At 74.2% G+C, this 17,644-nt stretch carries 10 protein-coding genes; 4 read left to right on the top strand and 6 right to left on the bottom strand.

Annotated elements, in window-relative coordinates; translation table 11 throughout:
- Positions 1-13: 13 nt before the first annotated feature.
- Entirely contained in the window at positions 14-3,919 is a 3,906-nt protein-coding gene (locus tag WME96_RS14030; protein WP_437290626.1) for a M36 family metallopeptidase, read from the bottom strand.
- Between the two features lie 385 nt (positions 3,920-4,304).
- Between WME96_RS14030 and WME96_RS14025 the strand changes: the two genes are divergently transcribed.
- The 4 genes from WME96_RS14025 (at position 4,305) to WME96_RS14010 (ending at position 9,711) form a co-directional block, all read left to right on the top strand.
- Positions 4,305-5,063, top strand: a complete 759-nt coding sequence (locus WME96_RS14025) for a CDP-alcohol phosphatidyltransferase family protein (RefSeq protein ID WP_437290625.1) — start codon at positions 4,305-4,307, stop codon at positions 5,061-5,063.
- A 373-nt stretch (positions 5,064-5,436) separates the two neighbouring features.
- A complete protein-coding gene (locus WME96_RS14020; protein WP_437290624.1) occupies positions 5,437-5,934 on the top strand; it encodes a hypothetical protein in 498 nt (165 codons plus the stop codon).
- Between the two features lie 631 nt (positions 5,935-6,565).
- A complete protein-coding gene (locus tag WME96_RS14015) occupies positions 6,566-8,254 on the top strand; it encodes a L,D-transpeptidase (RefSeq protein ID WP_437290623.1) in 1,689 nt (562 codons plus the stop codon).
- 155 nt (positions 8,255-8,409) lie between these two features.
- Positions 8,410-9,711: a UDP-glucose dehydrogenase family protein gene (locus WME96_RS14010; RefSeq protein ID WP_437290622.1), complete on the top strand. Its 1,302-nt coding sequence runs from the start codon at positions 8,410-8,412 to the stop codon at positions 9,709-9,711.
- 102 nt (positions 9,712-9,813) lie between these two features.
- On the opposite strand, the gene WME96_RS14005 is transcribed toward WME96_RS14010, so the two are convergent.
- The 5 genes from WME96_RS14005 to WME96_RS13985 all read right to left on the bottom strand — a co-directional run bounded on the left by WME96_RS14005 (position 9,814) and on the right by WME96_RS13985 (position 17,605).
- Positions 9,814-11,364, bottom strand: coding sequence for a sigma-54-dependent transcriptional regulator (locus WME96_RS14005; protein WP_437290621.1), 1,551 nt, complete (start codon positions 11,362-11,364; stop codon positions 9,814-9,816).
- Positions 11,361-13,700, bottom strand: coding sequence for a sensor histidine kinase (locus WME96_RS14000; RefSeq protein ID WP_437290620.1), 2,340 nt, complete (start codon positions 13,698-13,700; stop codon positions 11,361-11,363). Before WME96_RS14000 ends, WME96_RS14005 begins: the two co-directional genes overlap by 4 nt.
- A gap of 180 nt (positions 13,701-13,880) precedes the next feature.
- Positions 13,881-15,716, bottom strand: coding sequence for a hypothetical protein (locus tag WME96_RS13995; RefSeq protein WP_437290619.1), 1,836 nt, complete (start codon positions 15,714-15,716; stop codon positions 13,881-13,883).
- A 275-nt stretch (positions 15,717-15,991) separates the two neighbouring features.
- Positions 15,992-17,122, bottom strand: coding sequence for a hypothetical protein (locus WME96_RS13990; RefSeq protein ID WP_437290618.1), 1,131 nt, complete (start codon positions 17,120-17,122; stop codon positions 15,992-15,994).
- A gap of 174 nt (positions 17,123-17,296) precedes the next feature.
- Entirely contained in the window at positions 17,297-17,605 is a 309-nt protein-coding gene (locus WME96_RS13985) for a hypothetical protein (protein WP_061618292.1), read from the bottom strand.
- Between the last annotated feature and the right edge of the window lie 39 nt (positions 17,606-17,644).

Genomic DNA, 17,644 nt, shown 5'->3' with positions numbered 1-17,644 from the left:
CCTCGGCCGCCGATCAGGCGACCCCGCGGCGCCGCCGCCGCGCGCCCATCAGCGCCATGGCGAGGAGCGCGGCGAGCGGCGCCGCGGTCGTCGGCGCCGTCGCCGGGCCGCCGGCGACCTCGCACCCGCAGCCGTCGTCATCGCCGGACGGCGCGGGGTTGTCGGTCGGCGCGTCGACGCCGCCGCTGCCGCCAGCCCCGCCCTCGCCGCCAGCGGCCCCTCCGTCGCCGCCGGTGCCATCGCCGCCGGTGCCGCCGTCGCCGCCCACGACGCCGCCCTCGCCGCCGACGCCGCCGCCCTCGCCGCCGGCGCCGCCCTCGCCCACCGGCGGCTCACCGCACCCGGGCGCGTCGGGGACGAGCGCGCCGAACGGCTCGTTGGTGATGCCGCGGACCTCGATGTCGTCGATCTCCCAGCCGAAATCGCCCGCGTAGGCGTCGGTGCCGATGCGGAAGCGGACCTTCACGGTCTTCCCCGCGAACGCCGTGCCGAGGTCCAGCGTCACCTGCTCCGGCGCCGGCCAGCCCTCGTTGGCCCCGACGAAGCCCTCGCGGCCGGCGAGCGGGTTCACCGACGGCTCGTCGACCGTGTTGCCGATCGGCCCGCCGTACCCTGGGTCGGCGTACGTCGCGACGTCCTTCCACGTCGCGCCATCGTCGTCGGTGATCTCGATGAGCCCGCCGTCCCAGTGGATCGCCGCCGCGGCGTCGGTCGCCGGCGTGATCTCGAACGAGTAGCGGTGGCTGAAGGTGATCACGAGCGGCTCGGTCGCCCCGACCGTGAGCGGCGGCGAGACGAGCTGCGTGTCGGACAGGCTCGGGAAATCGATGCCGCGCCACGCGTGGTTCGTCAGGTCGGTCTTCTCGCGCGACCAGACGGAGTCCGCCTCCTCGCCGTTCTTCACCCACACGGGCACCTCGCTCTCGACCGACTCGACGGCCGACGTGCCCGGCGCGTCGTCGATGTTGAGGCGCGCCCCGGCGACGCCGATGATCTCCGTCTCGCACGCCCTGGGGGCGGCGACCTCCACGCGGAGCTCCAGCGTCTCGATCGCGGCCACGGCCTCGTCCACCTCGACCTGGATCTCGACCGTCCGCGCCCCGTACGGGGGGATCTCGGGCAACACGACCGCGGTCCCGTCCGGGAACGACACGTGCTCGTTCGTCGAGGAGAGGGTCGCCCCCGCGCCGCGGAGCGGCACCGGGCCCGCGTTCCGCACCTCGAGCGTCACCGTGCCGCGCTCGCCGGCGTCGAGGAAGCCGTCCTCGTCGCACGAGCGCACCCCGTCGTTCGGCTGCCCCAGCGAGACCGCGCCCCGCGGGGTCAGCTCGAAGCCCTCGACCACGCCGACGAGATCGTCCGAGCTGCGCGGCGCGGACTCGGCGCACGTCCCCGCCCCGCGCCGCGCGAAGCCGGTCGCGAGCGCGAGCATGTCGCCCTCGCTGCGCGCGTACGCCGCCGCGAGCAGGGCGTCGCGCTGCTCGGTGTACGTCGCGTCAGTCGGCGCGAGCTTCAGCCCCGCCACCACGAGGTCCGACATGAGCCGCCGCGCCTCGTCGTGCGAGTAGAGGCGGCTGCCGTCCTCCTCGCGCGTGAGCAGCCCGACGTAGGCCTCGAACAGCATGAGCGCCCAGATCTCGCCGGCGTTGTGGACCTCGGAGTTCTTCGGCCCGCCGCCCTCGATCATCGGGTGCTCCGGGAGCGCCACGCCATCGGAGATGTGCTTGAACGTGAGCCCGTTCTTCGCGAAGTCGACCGTGTACGGCGCCCGGCGGCCGCCGAAGTAGCCGCTGTCGCCGCTCTCTTCTGACGCGTAGATCGAGGTAGCGAAGGTGCCGCCGAGGTCGTCGCCGTCGCGGAGCGCCATGTGCAGGGCGAGGAAGTCGCCCCAGCCCTCGCTCTGCGCGCTGCACTGCGTGGTGCCGCACTGGGTCAGGCGCCGGTGGATGAAGTGCCCCCACTCGTGGGCGGTGACGGTGTTGTCGATCGTGCCGTCGCGCACGAGCCCGAGGACGCGCTCCATCGAGGCCGTGACCGGCCCCTCGAGGACCGCCGCCTTGAGGCTGCTCCCCTCCTCGAACGAGGTGGAGAGCACCGGGATGCTCACGACGGCGTCCTCGGGCGCGCCGTTCCCCAGCGCCGGAGCGGGCGCGCCGGGCGCGTTGTTGGCGATGAGCAGGGCGACCGCGCCCGCCGCCTCGGCGTTCACGGCCTTCTGCTTGAAGGTGCAGCCGCCCCGGTCCACGAGCAGGATCTTGCCCGCGACGTTGTAGAGCGGCGCCTCGCACCCGTCGCGCGTTCCATCCACCGCGTCGTCCGGGTTCGGGTCCGTGCCGTCGTCGACCAGCGCGACGTCGGCGGTGAGGTTGAAGTTGCCGGGCCCGAACGACGCCGTGGCGGTGTTCAGGCTGGCGCCGCCGGGCGCGATCGTCAGCGAGCGCCGGACATCCTGGCTGTTCCAGAGGTACATCTGCATCCGCGGCGAGGCGCCGTCGGACATCGCGTTCATGTTCGCGTTGTTGCGCGGCGACTCCGTCGTGAGGGCGCCGTCCTGCGCCTCGGCGAGCATCGGGTCGCCGCCGAGGCCGCCGCGGCCCATGTTGTCCTGCTGGGCGTTGCCGGCGGCCTCGGTGAAGCCGGAGTCGTAGTACCAGTCGTGCAGCCAGTTGTTCACGTAGAAGAGCTGGGTCACGGCGGCCATCGTCTGCGCCTCGCTCGACAGCGGCTCGAGCGAGGGGTCGTAGACGTGGTCGAACGTCCTGGCCGAGGTCGTGACCGCCCGGATGTCCCCGTTCGAGTAGCCGTCCGGGTCCTTGTGGTCCGCGTACGCATCGACGTTGTTGCCGCGGGTCTGGACGGCGCTCGGCGGCAGCCACGGATCGACCCCGCCGTCCGGGCTCCTGTTGAACCCTTCCATCGAGACGAGCTGCGCCGGGATGAACGCCGGCTGCGACCCGTCCGGCGCGCCGGTCGGGTGCGGCACGAAGTCGGCCTGGGGGCCATCGAGGGGCCGGCCGTTCCCGGTGGTCTCGGCCCAGACGCGGTAGTTGAACGCGTCGTTCTCGATCAGGTTGCGGCGGTAGAGGACGCGGCCGTCGTCGGCCGCGATCACGTAGTCGTAGGCGTCCGAGGAGACGGACTTGACCTTTCCCGAGATGAACTCGACGAAGTACGCCGGCACCAGCCGGTCCGGCATGGGGAACTGGACCTTCTTCACGCGGGCCGGCTCGACCAGGTGGAGGTTCGCGGCCCGGAGCGCGCTCGTCGGCGCGAGGTCGAGGGCGTGGTAATCGCCGGTGCGGCGCTGGGTGTCGACGACGCCGCCCGGCCCGGGGTGGATCCCGTAGAGGTCCTCGAGCGCGGCGGCGAGCGCCTCTGCCGGCGCGAGGCGGAACGCGCGGCGGATCGAGCTCGCCTTCGCGGGCACGGCCGCCGGGTGGAGGTTGCCGGAGATGGCGACGAGCTCGAGGTTCTGGCGCATGAGCACCTTCACGTCGGTCTGGAACACGTCGGCGCCGTCGACGCGCTGGCGCAGCGTGACGATGACGGGCCCCTGGCCGAGGTCGTGGACGTGGACCACCCGCGCCGTCTCCAGCGCGGCCCTGGACAGGCCGTAGGCCCCCGCGAACCGGCTCAGGTGGAGCCGGGCGGCGGCCTCTGGCCTGACGCCCGCGGCGACGGCGGGCGCGCCCCCCTGCGCGGCCCAGAGGAAGCTCGGGACGCCGCGCTGCTCGTCGATGGCCGTGACGATCCCGCCGGCGCGCGCGGCGGCCGCGGCGCGCGGATCTGCCGGAGCGATCGCCGCCTTCGGCGCGAGCAGGTACGCGTTGACGTCGGGCCGCTCGCCGGGCTGCGCGTGCGCGAGCGGGCCTGCGAAGAGCGCCAGCGAGAGCGTGAGACCGCGAATGGAACGCTTCATCCGATCTTCTCCGTGCGCGACTGAACAGCGGGGATGCCGCCGGATTGCTTCGTTCCCGGGGGAACGGCTCAATGAATGAGGAACTGTGATAAACGTTCTCGTCACACGAGGGAAGCCGCTCGGCGGCTCGCGCCGCGGCCTCGCCTCAGGGCCAAAGCGGTCACGACGGGAGCGCACAGCGACGGCGGACGAGCTCTGCGTTACCTTGGTGAAGCGCCGACGAAACACCTCTGTGCTGCGCGCGTCCCGCCGCGATGCCGATTCGCTGGGCGCGGCCCCGCGGGAACAGCCCTGGTCCGCGCGGCGCCGCCGCGGCGCGGCGGCCACGTGCCCGGCAGGATTTCTCGCGCGCGGCGCGAGCGCGCGGCACTAGGATGCGCCCCGCATGCTCGGCGAAGCGAAGCAGATCTACCTGGCCACGCGGAAGAAGCACGATCAGCTCTTCAACACGTACCTGATGCGCCCGCTCGCCGGCGGCGTCGTCGCGCTGCTCGCGCGGACGGCGATCACGCCGAACCAGGTCACGCTGCTCAACCTCGCCGTGTTCGTGGTGGCGGCCGCGCTGCTCGTCGCGCTGCCCACGGCGTCGGGGGGCCTCGTCGCGATCGCCGTGCTCGAGCTGAGCTACCTGCTCGACTGCGCCGACGGGATGCTCGCGCGCCACAAGCAGCTCGCGTCGAAGGAGGGCCACCTCTTCGACTTCTTCACGGACGAGCTCAAGGCGGTGCTCCTCTCGGGCGCCCTCTCGATCCGCCTCTTCCACGGCGGCGGGCTCGGTCTCGACGCGGCGCTCTGGCCCGCCGGCGACCCGCGGTTCCTGCTCGCCGGCGTGGTCGGCGTCGCGGTGATCGCCTCGGCCATCTCGCTGACGAACTTCGTCCGCCGCCCGGAGATCAGCGGCAAGGAGACGTCGGTCTCCGCGTACTACGAGACCGCCACCGAGGAGCGCCCCCGGTCACCCGTCGCCCGGGCGGCGGCGCTCGTGACGACGTTCCTGCGCTTCCTGAACCACTACCCGAGCCACATCTGGGCGTTCGCGCTCGCCGACCGGCTCGACGTGTTCTTCTGGATCTACGTGCTGATCAACCTCCTCTACCTGGCGAGGGGCTGGCTCGGGCTGCTGCTCAGGTTCGGTCGGCCCTAGCCCAGCGGCGCGCGCGTCGTGACTGGAGCGGTGTTCGATCGACAGCGCGGCTCCAGCCACGACGCGCGCGTCGCAGGAGCGAGCCGATGAGGGCCATGAGGGCGCCGGGACGGCGGCGACACCGATACGGCTCCTGGGTCAACAGGCCAACGCGGAGACTGGGCTCTTCTACAACCGGTACCGCTACTGAGACCTTCCAGGAGAAAGGGGGCCCGCGCGTCGACCCCTGCGACTCCTGCGGCCAGCTGCTCGCGGACCTCGAGATCGGCCACGGGGTGGTGGGCGCCGAGGGCAAGCGAGGGCAGTACGGCAAGTACCGGAAACCCAAGGGCTATTGAGCGACCAGGCGAGCAGCGCGGAGCGGGAGGCAACGATGGATCACGGCTTGTTCGGGCACAGCCAACGCGAAGCCTTCGACGCGATCTGCGCCTGGCATGGCGGAGATCGCGCCGGCGCCTGCGTCGTGTACGGGCCGGCCGGCGCCGGCAAGGCCACGGTGATCGACCGCTTCTTCGGCTCGCTCGACGGGTCCGGCGCGCAGCGCGTCCTCGTCCGGGCGGGCGCGCGCGCGTTCGCGCCGCTCGACCTCGGGGACGCGGCGGCGCTCCTCGGCGTGGACGAGACCGAGCTCGCCGCCGCGCTCGACGCGCACCGCGCCGTGATCGATCCGGTCATCGCGTGGGGCGAGCGGTGGAGCGCGCTCCGGTTCCGGCACGAGGCCCTGCGCGCGGCCTGGGTGGCCGCGAGCGAGGACGGCGCCGCCCTCTGCGAGCGGCGGTTCGTCGAGGCCGCCCGAGCGCTGCTGGGCGCGTGCGCCCGGGCGAGCGGTCGTCCCCCGGAGGGCCGCGCCGCCGCCTATCTCCGCCGGTAGCTTCGGCGACGCCGCCGGCTCGGTCACGCTGGCGTCGACCCTGAGCGGCTGGGGAGGCGTGGAGATGCTCGCGCCGCTCGTGGCCCGGATCGGCGGCGACGGCGCGCTCGTGGCCGCGGCGGACGCCCTGCGCGAGGCGAACGAGTGGCTCGCGTGGATGGAGTCCACCGGCGGGAGCTCCTGACGCGTCGCGCCCCGCGCGGCAGGTCGCGACCTGTCCCCGCCCCCTCGAGAGGGGGGCCGGGTCGATCCGAAACCGAACCGGAGGGCCTCCGGGGCCCGCTCCGGCACGTCGCGACCTGTCCCCGCCCCCTCGAGAGGGGGGTCGGGTCGATCCGAAACCGAACCGGAGGGCCTCCGGGGCCCGCTCCGGCACGTCGCGACCTGCTCCCGCCCCCTCGCGAGGGGTGTGCGGGCGATTCGAGACCCTGCCGGAGGGCCTCCGGAGCCCGCTCCGGCAGGTCGCGACCTGCCCTCGCCCCTCGCGAAGGGCGCGCGGACGATCCAGGACCCTGCCGGAGGGCCTCCGGAGCCCGCCGCGGGGAGCGCCTCGGGTGCTCACCCAGACGCCGCGACGGGCCCGCCGAAAACTGGCCAGCCTCCCCCTCCTGTGCACTACGGTCGCCCCGCCATGGACACGCCGCCCCGAACGCGCGCCGCAGCCACGCCCGCGGCGAGCCGCCGTGCCTTCGCGCTCCTCGCCCTCGCCGCGCTCCTCCCGGGGTGCGGTCAGTCCGGGAGCGCCCCCGAATCGCCGAGCGAGCTCCCGGGCCCCGGCGATGTCCAGAAGCCCGCGGCCGCCGCGCCCTCCGCCGCCGCCTCGGCGTCCCCCGCCTCCCCTGCCCCCGCCGAGGATGAGCCCCCGCCCGGCCAGCCCGTGGGCCCGCCCATCGTCTCGCTGAGCGGCGTCGCCACCCCGCCCGCGCCGCCCCCGGAGGGCAGCCCGCGGCTCGCGAGCCTCTCGATGCTCACCCGCGTCTACGCCCGGCCCAGCACCGACGCGAAGCGCGTCGGCTTCCTTCGCGCCGGCGCGATCGTGGAGATCGACCCCGAGCCCGCCGGCACCGCCGGCTGCCCCGGGGGCTTCCGCAAGATCAAGCCGTTCGGCTACGTGTGCCTCGGCCCCGACGCGACCCTCGACCTCGATCACGAGATCGTCCGCGCCGCGTCCCGCCGCCCCGACGTCACCCACAAGCTCCCGTACATGTACGGCGTCGTGACGCGCGGCGGCCCCGCCTACGCGCGCATCCCCACCGAGGACGACGTCGCGCGCCACGAGCCGAGCCTCAAGAAGCACCTCGACCGCTGGGCCAAGGACGAGGAGAGCGGCGCCACCTACGGCCTCGACGTGTGGCTCAAGTGGCGCAGCGAGCCCGCCCCGCCCGCGCTCGACGCGCTCGCGCAGCGCATCACCGATCGCGACATCCCCTGGTTCCTGCGCGACGGCCGGCGCGCCCCCAACCTCTCCGGCCTCATCAAGACCGACGACGCCGTGAAGATCGACGAGGTCTCGCGGCGCAACGGCATGGCCTTCATCGAGTCGTTCCTCCACGAGGGCCGGCGCTACAACGTCACCACCGACCTGCGCGTCGTCCCCGCCGACCGCTTCCGCCCCATCCGCGGCTCCGACTTCCACGGCGTCGAGATCGGCAAGGACATCGACTTCCCGTTCGCGCTCGTGCGCCGCGCCGGCGGCAAGCGCTGGCGCGTCGAGGGCAAGAAGCTCGTCGATGGCGGAGAGCTCGAGTGGCGCTCGGCCGTGCCCCTGACCGGCAAGCAGCAGTTCTTCGGCGGCAAGCTGCACTACGAGACGAAGGACGGCGACTGGGTCGACGACCGCCACGCCGGCCGCATCGACCCCGCCAAGAAGATGCCCGCGTGGGGCAAGAACGGCGAGAAGTGGCTCGACGTGAACCTCACGAAGCAGGTGCTCGTCGCCTACGAGGGCACGAAGCCCGTCTACGCCACGCTCATCTCGAGCGGCGAGGCGGGGCTCGAAGACCACGAGTCCTCCACCGCGACCAAGCGCGGGATCTTCCGTATCCACACGAAGTACATCTCCATCACCATGGACTCGGACGCCGTCGGCGAGGAGTTCGAGCTGCGCGACGTCCCCTACGTGCAGTACTTCGAGGAGGGGTATGCGCTGCACGGCGCCTACTGGCACGACAAGTTCGGCCGGCCCAAGAGCCACGGTTGCATCAACCTGTCTCCGGAGGACGCGCGCCGGCTCTTCTTCTGGACCGAGCCCGCCGTCCCGCCGGGCTGGCACGGCGCGGCGCGCTCGCTCACCGGAACGGTCGTGTTCGTACACCCCTGAGCCACCCGCCGCCGCAGGCGTCGAGCGCCCGCGGCCACGCGGCGAGCGCGTCCGCGCGAGGGCGCACGCTGCAGGAGCGGGACGGATCGATCGCAGGTCACACTTCGCGCTCCTCACCGCTCGAACAGCAGCGGAGTCGTGGTAGCGTCCCGCCCATGCAGCTTGCCGTCGTGGGAACAGGGTATGTCGGCCTGGTGGCCGGCGCGGGGTTCGCGGATTTCGGGAACGACGTGGCTTGCGTCGACGTGTCCGCCGCGAAGATCGAGATGCTGAAGCGCGGCGAGGTGCCGATCTACGAGCCCGGCCTCGACGTGCTGATCGCGAAGAACGCGCGCGACGGCAGGCTCCGCTTCTCGACCGACGTCGCCGGCGCCATCCGCGACGCGGAGATCGTCTTCATCGCCGTCGGGACGCCCCAGGCCGACGACGGCTCCGCGGACCTCTCCGCCGTCGAGGCCGTCGGCGAGACGATCGGCAAGAACCTCAACAATTTCAAGGTGATCGCCACCAAGAGCACGGTCCCGGTCGGGACGGCCGACAGGCTCCGGCAGATCATCGGCGCGCACACGTCGCAGGCGTTCGCCGTCGCGTCGAACCCGGAGTTCCTCAAGGAGGGCGACGCGGTGAACGACTTCATGAAGCCCGACCGCGTGATCATCGGGTCGGACGACCCGAAGGCCCGCGAGATCCTGCGCCACCTGTACAACCCGTTCGTCCGGGCGAGCGATCGCATCCAGCTCATGGACGCGCGCTCGGCCGAGCTCACCAAGTACGCCGCCAACGCCCTGCTCGCGTCGCGTATCTCGTTCATGAACGACCTGGCCTTGCTCGCGGAGAAGGTCGGCGCGGACATCGAGCTCGTGCGCAAGGGCGTCGGGGCCGACCCGCGCATCGGCACCAAGTTCCTCTTCGCCGGCCCGGGGTTCGGCGGGTCGTGCTTCCCCAAGGATCTCTCGGCCATCCTGTACACGGCGGGGTCGGTGGGGCACGACCTCGAGATCGTCCGGGCGACCGAGCGGATCAACGCGCGCCAGAAGCGGGTCCTCGCGAGCAAGGTGAGCGCCCACTTCGACGGCGCGCTGAAGGGCAAGACGATCGCGGTCTGGGGGCTCGCGTTCAAGCCGCAGACCGATGACATCCGCGAGGCGCCCGCGCTCACGCTCATCGACGAGCTGCTCGAGGCGGGCGCGACGGTCCAGGCGCACGACCCGCAGGCGATGCCGAACGTGCGCGCGATCTACGGCAACCGCATCCTGCTGAGCGACGGCATGTACGGCGCGGCCGAGGGCGCGGACGCCCTGGTCGTCGTCACCGAGTGGCACGAGTACCGGCGCCCCGACTTCCACCGGCTGAAGCGCATCCTGAGCTCCCCGGCGCTCTTCGACGGGCGCAACGTCTGGGAGCCCGACGAGCTCCGCGGGATGGGGTTCCTCTACACGGGCATCGGCAGGAAGTAGCGCGCAGCGCGGCATCGCGGGCGTGCGGCCGCGACAGCGCGCAGCGCGGCCGCGACCACGGCGCCCGCGGCCACAGCGCGCCCGCAGCGAAAGCGCGGCCGCTCAGGTGTCGCCCGGGTCCGACGGCAGCGTGAAGCGGCGGCTGCTCGGCGGCTCCTCACCCCCGAAGTACCGCGACGCGTTCGCCGGCGTCAGCCGCCGGCTGCTCGGCGGCTCCTCCCCGAGGTACCGCGGCGCGTTCGCCGGCGTCAGCCGCCGGCTGCTCGGCGGCTCCTCCCCGGTGTGCCGGTCCCAGCGCCGCTCGAGCATCTTCCGGTCGACGCCGATGAGCCGCGCCGCGGCCGCCTTGTTGCCGCCGCAGCTCTCGATCGCGTGGTGCAGCACCGCCCGCTCGATCACCCGCAGCTTCGACCCGAGCCGCTCGGGCAGCGCGAGCAGCGCGCGCGCCAGACGGTCGATCTCCGCGGTCGCGTCGATGACCGGCCGCTCGCGCGCGAGCTCCTCGAGCGTGGGGACGTCGATGAGATCGTCGTCCGCGAGCAGCGCCAGCCGCTCGACGACGTTCCGGAGCTCCCGCACGTTGCCGGGCCACGGCCGCCGGACGAGCCACGCGATCGCGTCGTCGGTGTAGCGGAGCTTGCGCGGGAGCTCCGCGGTGAACGCGAGCAGCAGCTCGATGAGATCCGCGTCGCGCTCGGCCAGCGACGGGACGTGCACGGTGACGACGTTGAGCCGGTAGAAGAGGTCCTCCCGGAAGCGCCCCTCGTGGATGCGCTTCTCGAGGTCGACGTGCGTCGCGGCGAGGACGCGGGCGCGGAGCGGGATCTCCGACTCGGCGCCGAGCGGGCGGAAGCGGCGGTCCTCGAGGACGCGGAGCAGCTTCGCCTGGAGCTCGCCGGGCATCTCGGCGATCTCGTCGAGCAGGATGGTGCCCGCGCCCGCGAGCTCGAGCTGGCCGCGCATGCGCTTCTCGGCGCCGGTGAAGGCGCCGCGCTCGTGGCCGAAGATGAGCGACTCGATCAGCGTCCCCGGCAGCGCCGAGCAGTTGACCGCCACGAACGGCTCGCCGCGGCGAGAGCTCATCTCGTGCAGCGCGCGGGCCACCATCTCCTTGCCGCTGCCGGTCTCGCCGCGGATGAGCACCGTCTTGCTCGACTCCGCGACGCGCTCGATGATCCGGCGCACCCGCTCCATCGCGGCGGACGAGCCGAGCAGCGCCTTCGTGCCGAACGTGCGATCGACGCGCTCGCGCAGCCGCACCACCTCGCCCTTGAGCAGCAGCCGCTCGCGCTGCCCCTCGACGATCGGCAGCAGCATCTCCGGGCAGAGCTCGTCCTTCAGGACGTAGTCCTGGGCGCCGAGCCGCATGGCCTCGCGGATCTCGGAGAGCTCGCTCACCGAGGTGACCATCACCGCGGGCGTGCTGCGCCCCGAGGCCCGCACCCGCCGCAGGATCTCCAGGCCCCCGCGGTCGCGCGGGTCGTCCGAGAGGCGCACGTCGAGCAGCAGGAGGTCCGGCGCGCTCCGCTCCACCGCCGCGATGGCGTCGTCCAGTCCCACCGCCTCCAGCACCTCGACCTCGTCGAGCGCGGTCAGGATCTGCCGCAGCGTGCGGCGGCCGCTCCGCTGATCATCGACGACCAGGATCTTCACGCGACCTCTTCCTCCGCGCTCTGGGACACGTCGGCGGCCGGGATGGAGATCACGAACCGCGTCCTGCCGTCGCGCCGCTCCGCGTCGATGGTCCACCCGTGGGCGCGGACGATGCGGTGGGTGATGGCGAGCCCGAGCCCCGTCCCGCCGGGCTTCGTCGTGTACCAGGGCGCGAAGATCCGCGCCGCGTCGCCCGAGATCCCGGGCCCCGTGTCCCACACGACGAGCTCGGCGCCGCCCTCCGTGGTCGCCCAGGTGACGCCGATGGTCCCCTTCTCGCCCGCCGCGTCGAGGGCGTTCGAGAGCAGGTTCACGAGCACCTGCGTCGCCTGATCGTGGTCGCAGCGGAGCCTCGGGGTCGCGCTCACCCGCGCCTCGATCCGCCGCTTGCCGAGCTGATCGCGCAGCAGCATCTCCGCCCGGCTCACGAGCTCCTCGACAGACAGGCGGCGGCGCTCGAGCTTCCGGTGCGTGACCCGCCGCAGCCCCATCACGAGGCGCTCGAGGCGCTCGACCTCCTCGCAGCCGATCTCGACCTCCTCGGCGTCCAGGCGCTGGTCGCTCGACCCGCGCTGGAACACCGAGCGGAAGAAGTTGATCGGGTAGCGCACCTCGTGGGTGATCTCGGCCGCGAGCGTCTCGATGAGCGCCGCGCGCTCGTCGCGCCACGCGGCCGCCTGCTCGCGCCGCCGCCGCTCCAGCTCGGCGTAGCTGTGCGCGTGCGCGAGGGCGAGCGCGGCCTGGTTGCCGATGGTGCGGAGCAGGTCGAGGTCCTCGCTCGTGAACAGGGCGCCGCCGCGCTTCCGGCCCACCTCGAGGACGCCGAGCAGCCGGCCGCGGAACATCACCGTCAGCGACAGCTCGCTCGCGCTCACCTCGGGCGGGCCGAGCCCGAGGATCCGCTCGCCGCTCTGCTCGGTCGCCCGCGGCTCTCCCTCGCTGTCGAGGTGGCCAGCGTCGATCGCGTCGGCCGCGAAGGGGCGGAAGGTGACCCGCTCGCAGGGCAGCCAGCGCGCCACGATCCGCTCGACAGCGTCGGCGACCTCCTCGGGATCGGTGACGAGCGTCAGCTCCTCGCTGAGCTGCTCGACGGTGGGCTTGTACTCCGCGCGCGCCGGGAAGAGCTTCCGGTCGCCGGCGCCGAGCGCGAACACGACGAGCACGGCGCTGACGACGGCGGCCGGCACGGCGACCTTCAGCGCGCCGAGCAGCGGCAGGCCGGCGTACCCCGCGCAGGCGGAGCAGACGATCACCGTGAGCGCGACCATCATGCCGGCGATGATGACCCGCGTGAGCGGGCGCGAGAGGAGCGCGCGGCTCCCCCAGAGGTCGTAGCGGATGAACGCGACGACGCTCGAGACAGGCGTGAGGGCGAGCGCCGGGATCGCGAACCAGGCGAGCCGCGACGCCGAGACGCCGAGCATGGCCAGCATGAAGCCGAGCGCCATCACGACGTGCGGCGGCGCCATCGCGAGGAGCAGCACGCGCAGCGTGCGGCGCCGATCCCCCTCGGCCACGGCGAAGCGGACGATCAGGGCGGTCGCGAAGAAGAAGAACGACGCGACCATGAGCGTCGCGCAGACGCCCCGGAGCCCGACGGTGGTCCACCCCACGGCGTGCGAGGCGAGCAGGCCGGCGGCGAGCAGGCCGCCGAGCGCCTCCGCGATCCACCCGAGGGCGGGGTAGCGCGCGAGCAGCGGGACGTCATCCGGCAGCCGGAGCGCCAGGGTGAAGAAGCTCATCGGGACGAGCGCGTAGGCGACGTGGAAGAACGGAACGAGGTCGCGCGCGCCGTGGTAGTCGAAGATCGTGAACTGGAAGAGCGCGGTGAACAGCGCCGCGCTCGCGAAGGCGCGGGCGAGCTTGCCGTGCGGGCTGGCGCTCAGCGCGATGAGCGCGGCGCCGACGTAGAGCGAGGCGACCACCATCAGCCCGCCGGCGTAGAACCACCAGGCGAGCGGATCGAACGGGGCGAGCGTGAGCTCGACGTCGCGCAGCCCTTCCGCGGTCTCGACGCGGACGCGCATCGAGCGCTGCCCCTCGCGCGCCGCCTGCTCGACTGCGGCGTCCCAGACGCTGGCGCGGTAACGCCCCGCGGTGCTCTCGAGGCGCCAGCCGTTCACCTCGACGACCCGATCGGGGAACCGGAGGCCCTTCTGGAAGCCCTCCCAGGAGGGCAGGCCCAGGCTCGAGACAACGCCGTCCGGGTCGACGAGGACGCCAGGAAACGGGCGCTCGTACCAGCGCAGAGCGTTCCTGATCCCCAGGCCGCCCAGAACGAGCGCCGCGAGGACGACCGCCGCAAGGAGCCAACGCCGATTCTCGATAGCTCGCATCGGGAGACTCGACAGCGCGTAAATTGCGCCCCGAGCCACCCACGATACGCTGGAACCCCGGGTGAACCAACGGGGCTCACGCCCCGGCCGAGGCGCGGCGCCCCCGCCCCCACGTCCCGGTCGCCCGGCGGCGCTGTCGCGCGAGGTTCATTACGTTCCAGGGCGGAGATGAGGGCGGGATCACTCCACCGGAGGGGCGGCGGAGCGCGCCCGGGCGGCGCTCTCGGGCGCGCCGCGCTCCGCGGCGCCCGCGAACACGGCGGCCGCCAGGTCCCCGAAGCGCGCCTCGACGGCCTCCACGGCGTCGGCGTCGCTCGCGGATCGCTCGAGCCAGTCGAGCAGGGCGGCGAGCTCCTCCCGCACGCCCGGCGAGCGCGCGGGCGCCGGGCGGCTCACGGCGAGGCCGCGGACGAGGACCGAGAGGTGCCGCAGCACGACGCCCACGCCGTGGGCGCGCTGGCGCCGGGGGTCTCCCGCGGTGAGGCGGGCGTGGCGCGCGAGGGCGCAGACGCCGTGGCAGAGGCCCGGGTCGGCGAGCAGCGCGCGGACGGCCCAGCGCGCGAGGCGGCGCGAGTACAGGCCGCGGGCGAGCGGGCGCGTCGCGCGCGCGTCGTGCCAGGCGCGCGCGGCGTCGTCCTCGCCGAGGAGCACCAGCGAGAGCGCGATCGGATCGCCGGCGGCGAGGCACGCCCGGCCCGCGTCCATGCGGCCGTAGCCGTGCTTCGCGTTGTGGCCGTCGCGGTCGCGCGCCTCGGGGAGGAGGTCCCACCTGTCGGCCACCGGCTCGGCCGACGCGGGCGCCTCGGGGGGCACCGGGTCGAGCGTGCGCCGGACGAGGACGTCGAGCTCGGGCACGCGGAGCGCGGGGTTCTGCGCGAGGACGAGGAGCAGGGCGCCCGCGGCGAGGGCCGACGCCCCGCTCGACTCCGCGTGGCAGAGCCGCTCGGTCGCGGGCTCCACGCCCGACGCGGGCGGGAGCGGGCACGTGAGATCGTCGCCGGGCGCGAGCCACCGCACCGCCGGGCCGCGGTTGGCGAAGGGGCGGCTGCGCCGCCGGCGATCCCGCCAGAGGAACCAGCCCTCGCCGCGGGCGGCCGGGCCGACGCAGAACACGCGCGGGTCGCTCGCGGGCTCGCCGAACCCGAGCGAGAAGCTCGCGTGGAGCGAGTCGGGGGGGCTCGACGCCTCGCGGCCGGTCGGGAAAACGACCGGGCAGCCCCGCCCGCGGCGCCCGAGGCGGGCGGCGAACTCGAGCGCGTCGTCGAGCATCGGCGTCGTGGAGCCCTCGATGTACGCGGCGCAGACAACGACGTCGGCGCCGTCGCTGACCGCCTGGACGATCGCGACCGGCAAGGCGAGGACGCACCCGCCCGGCTTCGGGATCAGGTAGAGCCGCGGCGAGGCGTCCGGCGCGACGCCGCGGAAGCCGCCGGGGCGGCGGACCCCGACGGCCCACGCGACCATCAGCGCGCCGTGCGCCTGGCTGCGCGGCGGCTGCTCGACAAGGACCAGCACCTCGCGGTCGAGCCCGAGCTCGTCGGCCGCCTGGCCGTCGTCGTCGATCACGCCGAGGCGCATCCCGGCGCCGGTCCCGCAGCGGCGGCGATCGACGGCGATCCCGCCCTGCTCGGCGCGGAGGAACCAGCGGCCGGGCGTGACGGGCTCGTCCTCGTCCGAGGCGCCGCGCGCGGCCCAGCCCTCGCCGGGGCGCGCCGCGTCGGCCGGGGCGGCGTCGAAGCGCGGCGCGACCGCGGCGCTCGTGCGCTGGGCCGACGCGACGTAGCGCACCGGGAGCCCCGCGGCCGCGAGCGCCGCGGCGACCTCGGCGCGCCGCCCGCGATCGGGCGACCGGACGCGCAGCCAGAAGATGGGCGCCCGCTCGACGATCCGCTCGACCTCGACCCCGGACCACCGCGCCGAGAGCGCCGCGGTCACGGCGTCGGGCGCCACGGCGCGGCGCGCGGCGACGACCACATCGAGGGGGCCGCCGTCGTCGTCGCACGCGGCCGTCGGCACCGGGGCATAACCGAAGTCCCACGGCGGGCGCGGCGGGCGCTCCCGGCGCGAGGCGGCGGACGCCGGGGGCGGAGCGCTCGAGCGGCTGCGCTCCGGGCGGGCGGGTCCTTCCTCCGGGAGGCCCTCCCCTCCTGGGACGGCCGCGCCGCCCTCCGGGCAGCCCGCGCCTCCTGGGGTGGCCGCGCCGCCCTCGGGGGGGGCCGCCCCCCCTGGCGTGGCCGCGCCGCCCGCCGGAGGCCCCCCTCCCTTTCGCGTGGCCGCGCTGCGGCCCCGGCTCATGCCAGCACGGCCTTGGCCCACGACTTGAGCGCATGGGCGCGGTTGGCGAAGCCCGGGCTCTCGGCCTCGCACCGCGCGAGCTCCTGCGCCTGCACCTCCCTCCCCTCCGCCCAGGCGGCGACGCGGCGCGCGCCGAGGACGGCCGCGCGCCGCCGGGCGGCGCGGAAGCACCGGCGCTCCCCGTCGAGCATCGCCCCGAGGACGCCGGCGTCGAGGACCATGCGCCGGACGGGGATCAGGGACGAGGACGCGCTGGAGGCCGGCGGCTCGCTCTGCGCCTTCGGGGTCGCGGCGATGCCCCACGGCGGCGTGCCGAGCGGCCCGTACGCGACCGCGCCGCGGCGGTGCGCGCCGCCGGGGGCGCGCGCGGCATCGTCATCCCCGTCGTCGACGTCGCCGACGTCGCCGACGTCGGGTTCCCCGTGCGCGCGCGACCGGAGCTCCGAGGCCAGGACGACGGCCCAGGCGCCGCCGCGCTGGTAGTCGTCCTGCCAGTCCATGACGTCGTCGTGGAGCTGCAGGCCGAGCCAAACCGACGAGAGCATCCGCGAGAGCACCTCGCGCTGCGCGGCCGTCCAGCCCGCGGCGTGCGCCAGGGCGATCGACGCCGGGAAGCCGACGCTCTGCTTGGCGAGCGAGAGCGCGTAATAGCGGCTGAAGCCGGCGGGCTCGCCGCTCGCGAGGAGGACGCGCTCGGCCCCGATGGCGAGCAGCGTGGCCTCGTCCGCGCGGGCGAAATCGATGGCCGGGTCGTCGACGCCGGGGGCGACGCGGCGGAGCGCCTCGTCGCGCGCGCGCCGCGCGTGGGCCAGGATCGCCTCGAGCTGCCAGGTCGGGCGGACCTGCGCGTCGTGGATGCGGTCGGTGCCGAACGCCTCGATGACGGCGAGCACGTGCGCGAGGAGCGCGTCCTGCACCGTGGCCCCCCGGACGCCGGGCATCGCCTCCGCGAGCAGCGCGGGCGCCGCCAGGGTGAACTCGTTGCGGAACACCGCGCTCCAGGGCACGTCGCGCGACGGCGCCAGGCCGAGGGTGTGGGCCAGCCCCTGCGCCTCGGCGTGCAGCATGCCGGGGAGCGTCCGCCAGAACGCCTTGTAGAGCTCATCCACCCAGAGCGCCTCATCCATGAGCGGGCACCTCCGTCGCCAGGCGCGCCGCCCCGCCGGACCTGCGCCGCGCGCTCCGGGCGCCGGTGGACGGCCGCGCACCCGGGGCGCCGGTAGATGGCACCGGGGCGGAGCCGCGCCGGTGAGATGTACGTCGATGGCGGTGCAACCCCGCCTGTCGCCTGCGCCGCAGCATCAATAAATGTTCGACTCCTTCCAGGGCGACAGGCACACGTTGATGCGCTCCTCGACCACGATGGCCCGCCACTGGAGCACCTGAGCGGCGCTCAGCCCGTCGAAGAAGCCGCCGATCCAGGAGCGGATGCGCCCGTTGAGCTCCGCGCGGACGCTGGCCGCATCCGCCGGCTCCTCGTCGGACTCGGGCGCGACGACGTAGAGGGCGAGGAGCTGCTTGAACTCGTCGAAGTGCTCCTGGTTCCGGAGCAGGGAGATGTAGAGCGCGCGCAGCTGTGCGTGCGGATCGACCGAATTCACGGTTTGCATGGTCCTCCGTCACCGGCCCGCGCCGGCTTCGGCGGCACA

The sequence above is a fragment of the Sorangium sp. So ce406 genome (assembly GCF_051474675.1).
In the GTDB taxonomy this organism is placed as follows: Bacteria; Myxococcota_A; Polyangia; order Polyangiales; family Polyangiaceae; genus Sorangium; species Sorangium cellulosum_G.
Note: the sequence above shows the minus strand (reverse complement) of the source record. Positions and strands in the feature narration are given on the sequence as shown.

Bases quoted from the DNA above. Each gene is read 5' to 3' on its own strand.
- WME96_RS13985 (WP_061618292.1), bottom strand. From the start codon at position 17,605: ATGCAAACCGTGAATTCGGTCGATCCGCACGCACAGCTGCGCGCGCTC.
- WME96_RS13990 (WP_437290618.1), bottom strand. From the start codon at position 17,122: ATGGATGAGGCGCTCTGGGTGGATGAGCTCTACAAGGCGTTCTGGCGG.
- WME96_RS14020 (WP_437290624.1), top strand. From the start codon at position 5,437: ATGGATCACGGCTTGTTCGGGCACAGCCAACGCGAAGCCTTCGACGCG.
- WME96_RS14010 (WP_437290622.1), top strand. From the start codon at position 8,410: ATGCAGCTTGCCGTCGTGGGAACAGGGTATGTCGGCCTGGTGGCCGGC.
- WME96_RS14030 (WP_437290626.1), bottom strand. From the start codon at position 3,919: ATGAAGCGTTCCATTCGCGGTCTCACGCTCTCGCTGGCGCTCTTCGCA.
- WME96_RS14000 (WP_437290620.1), bottom strand. From the start codon at position 13,700: ATGCGAGCTATCGAGAATCGGCGTTGGCTCCTTGCGGCGGTCGTCCTC.
- WME96_RS14025 (WP_437290625.1), top strand. From the start codon at position 4,305: ATGCTCGGCGAAGCGAAGCAGATCTACCTGGCCACGCGGAAGAAGCAC.
- WME96_RS14015 (WP_437290623.1), top strand. From the start codon at position 6,566: ATGGACACGCCGCCCCGAACGCGCGCCGCAGCCACGCCCGCGGCGAGC.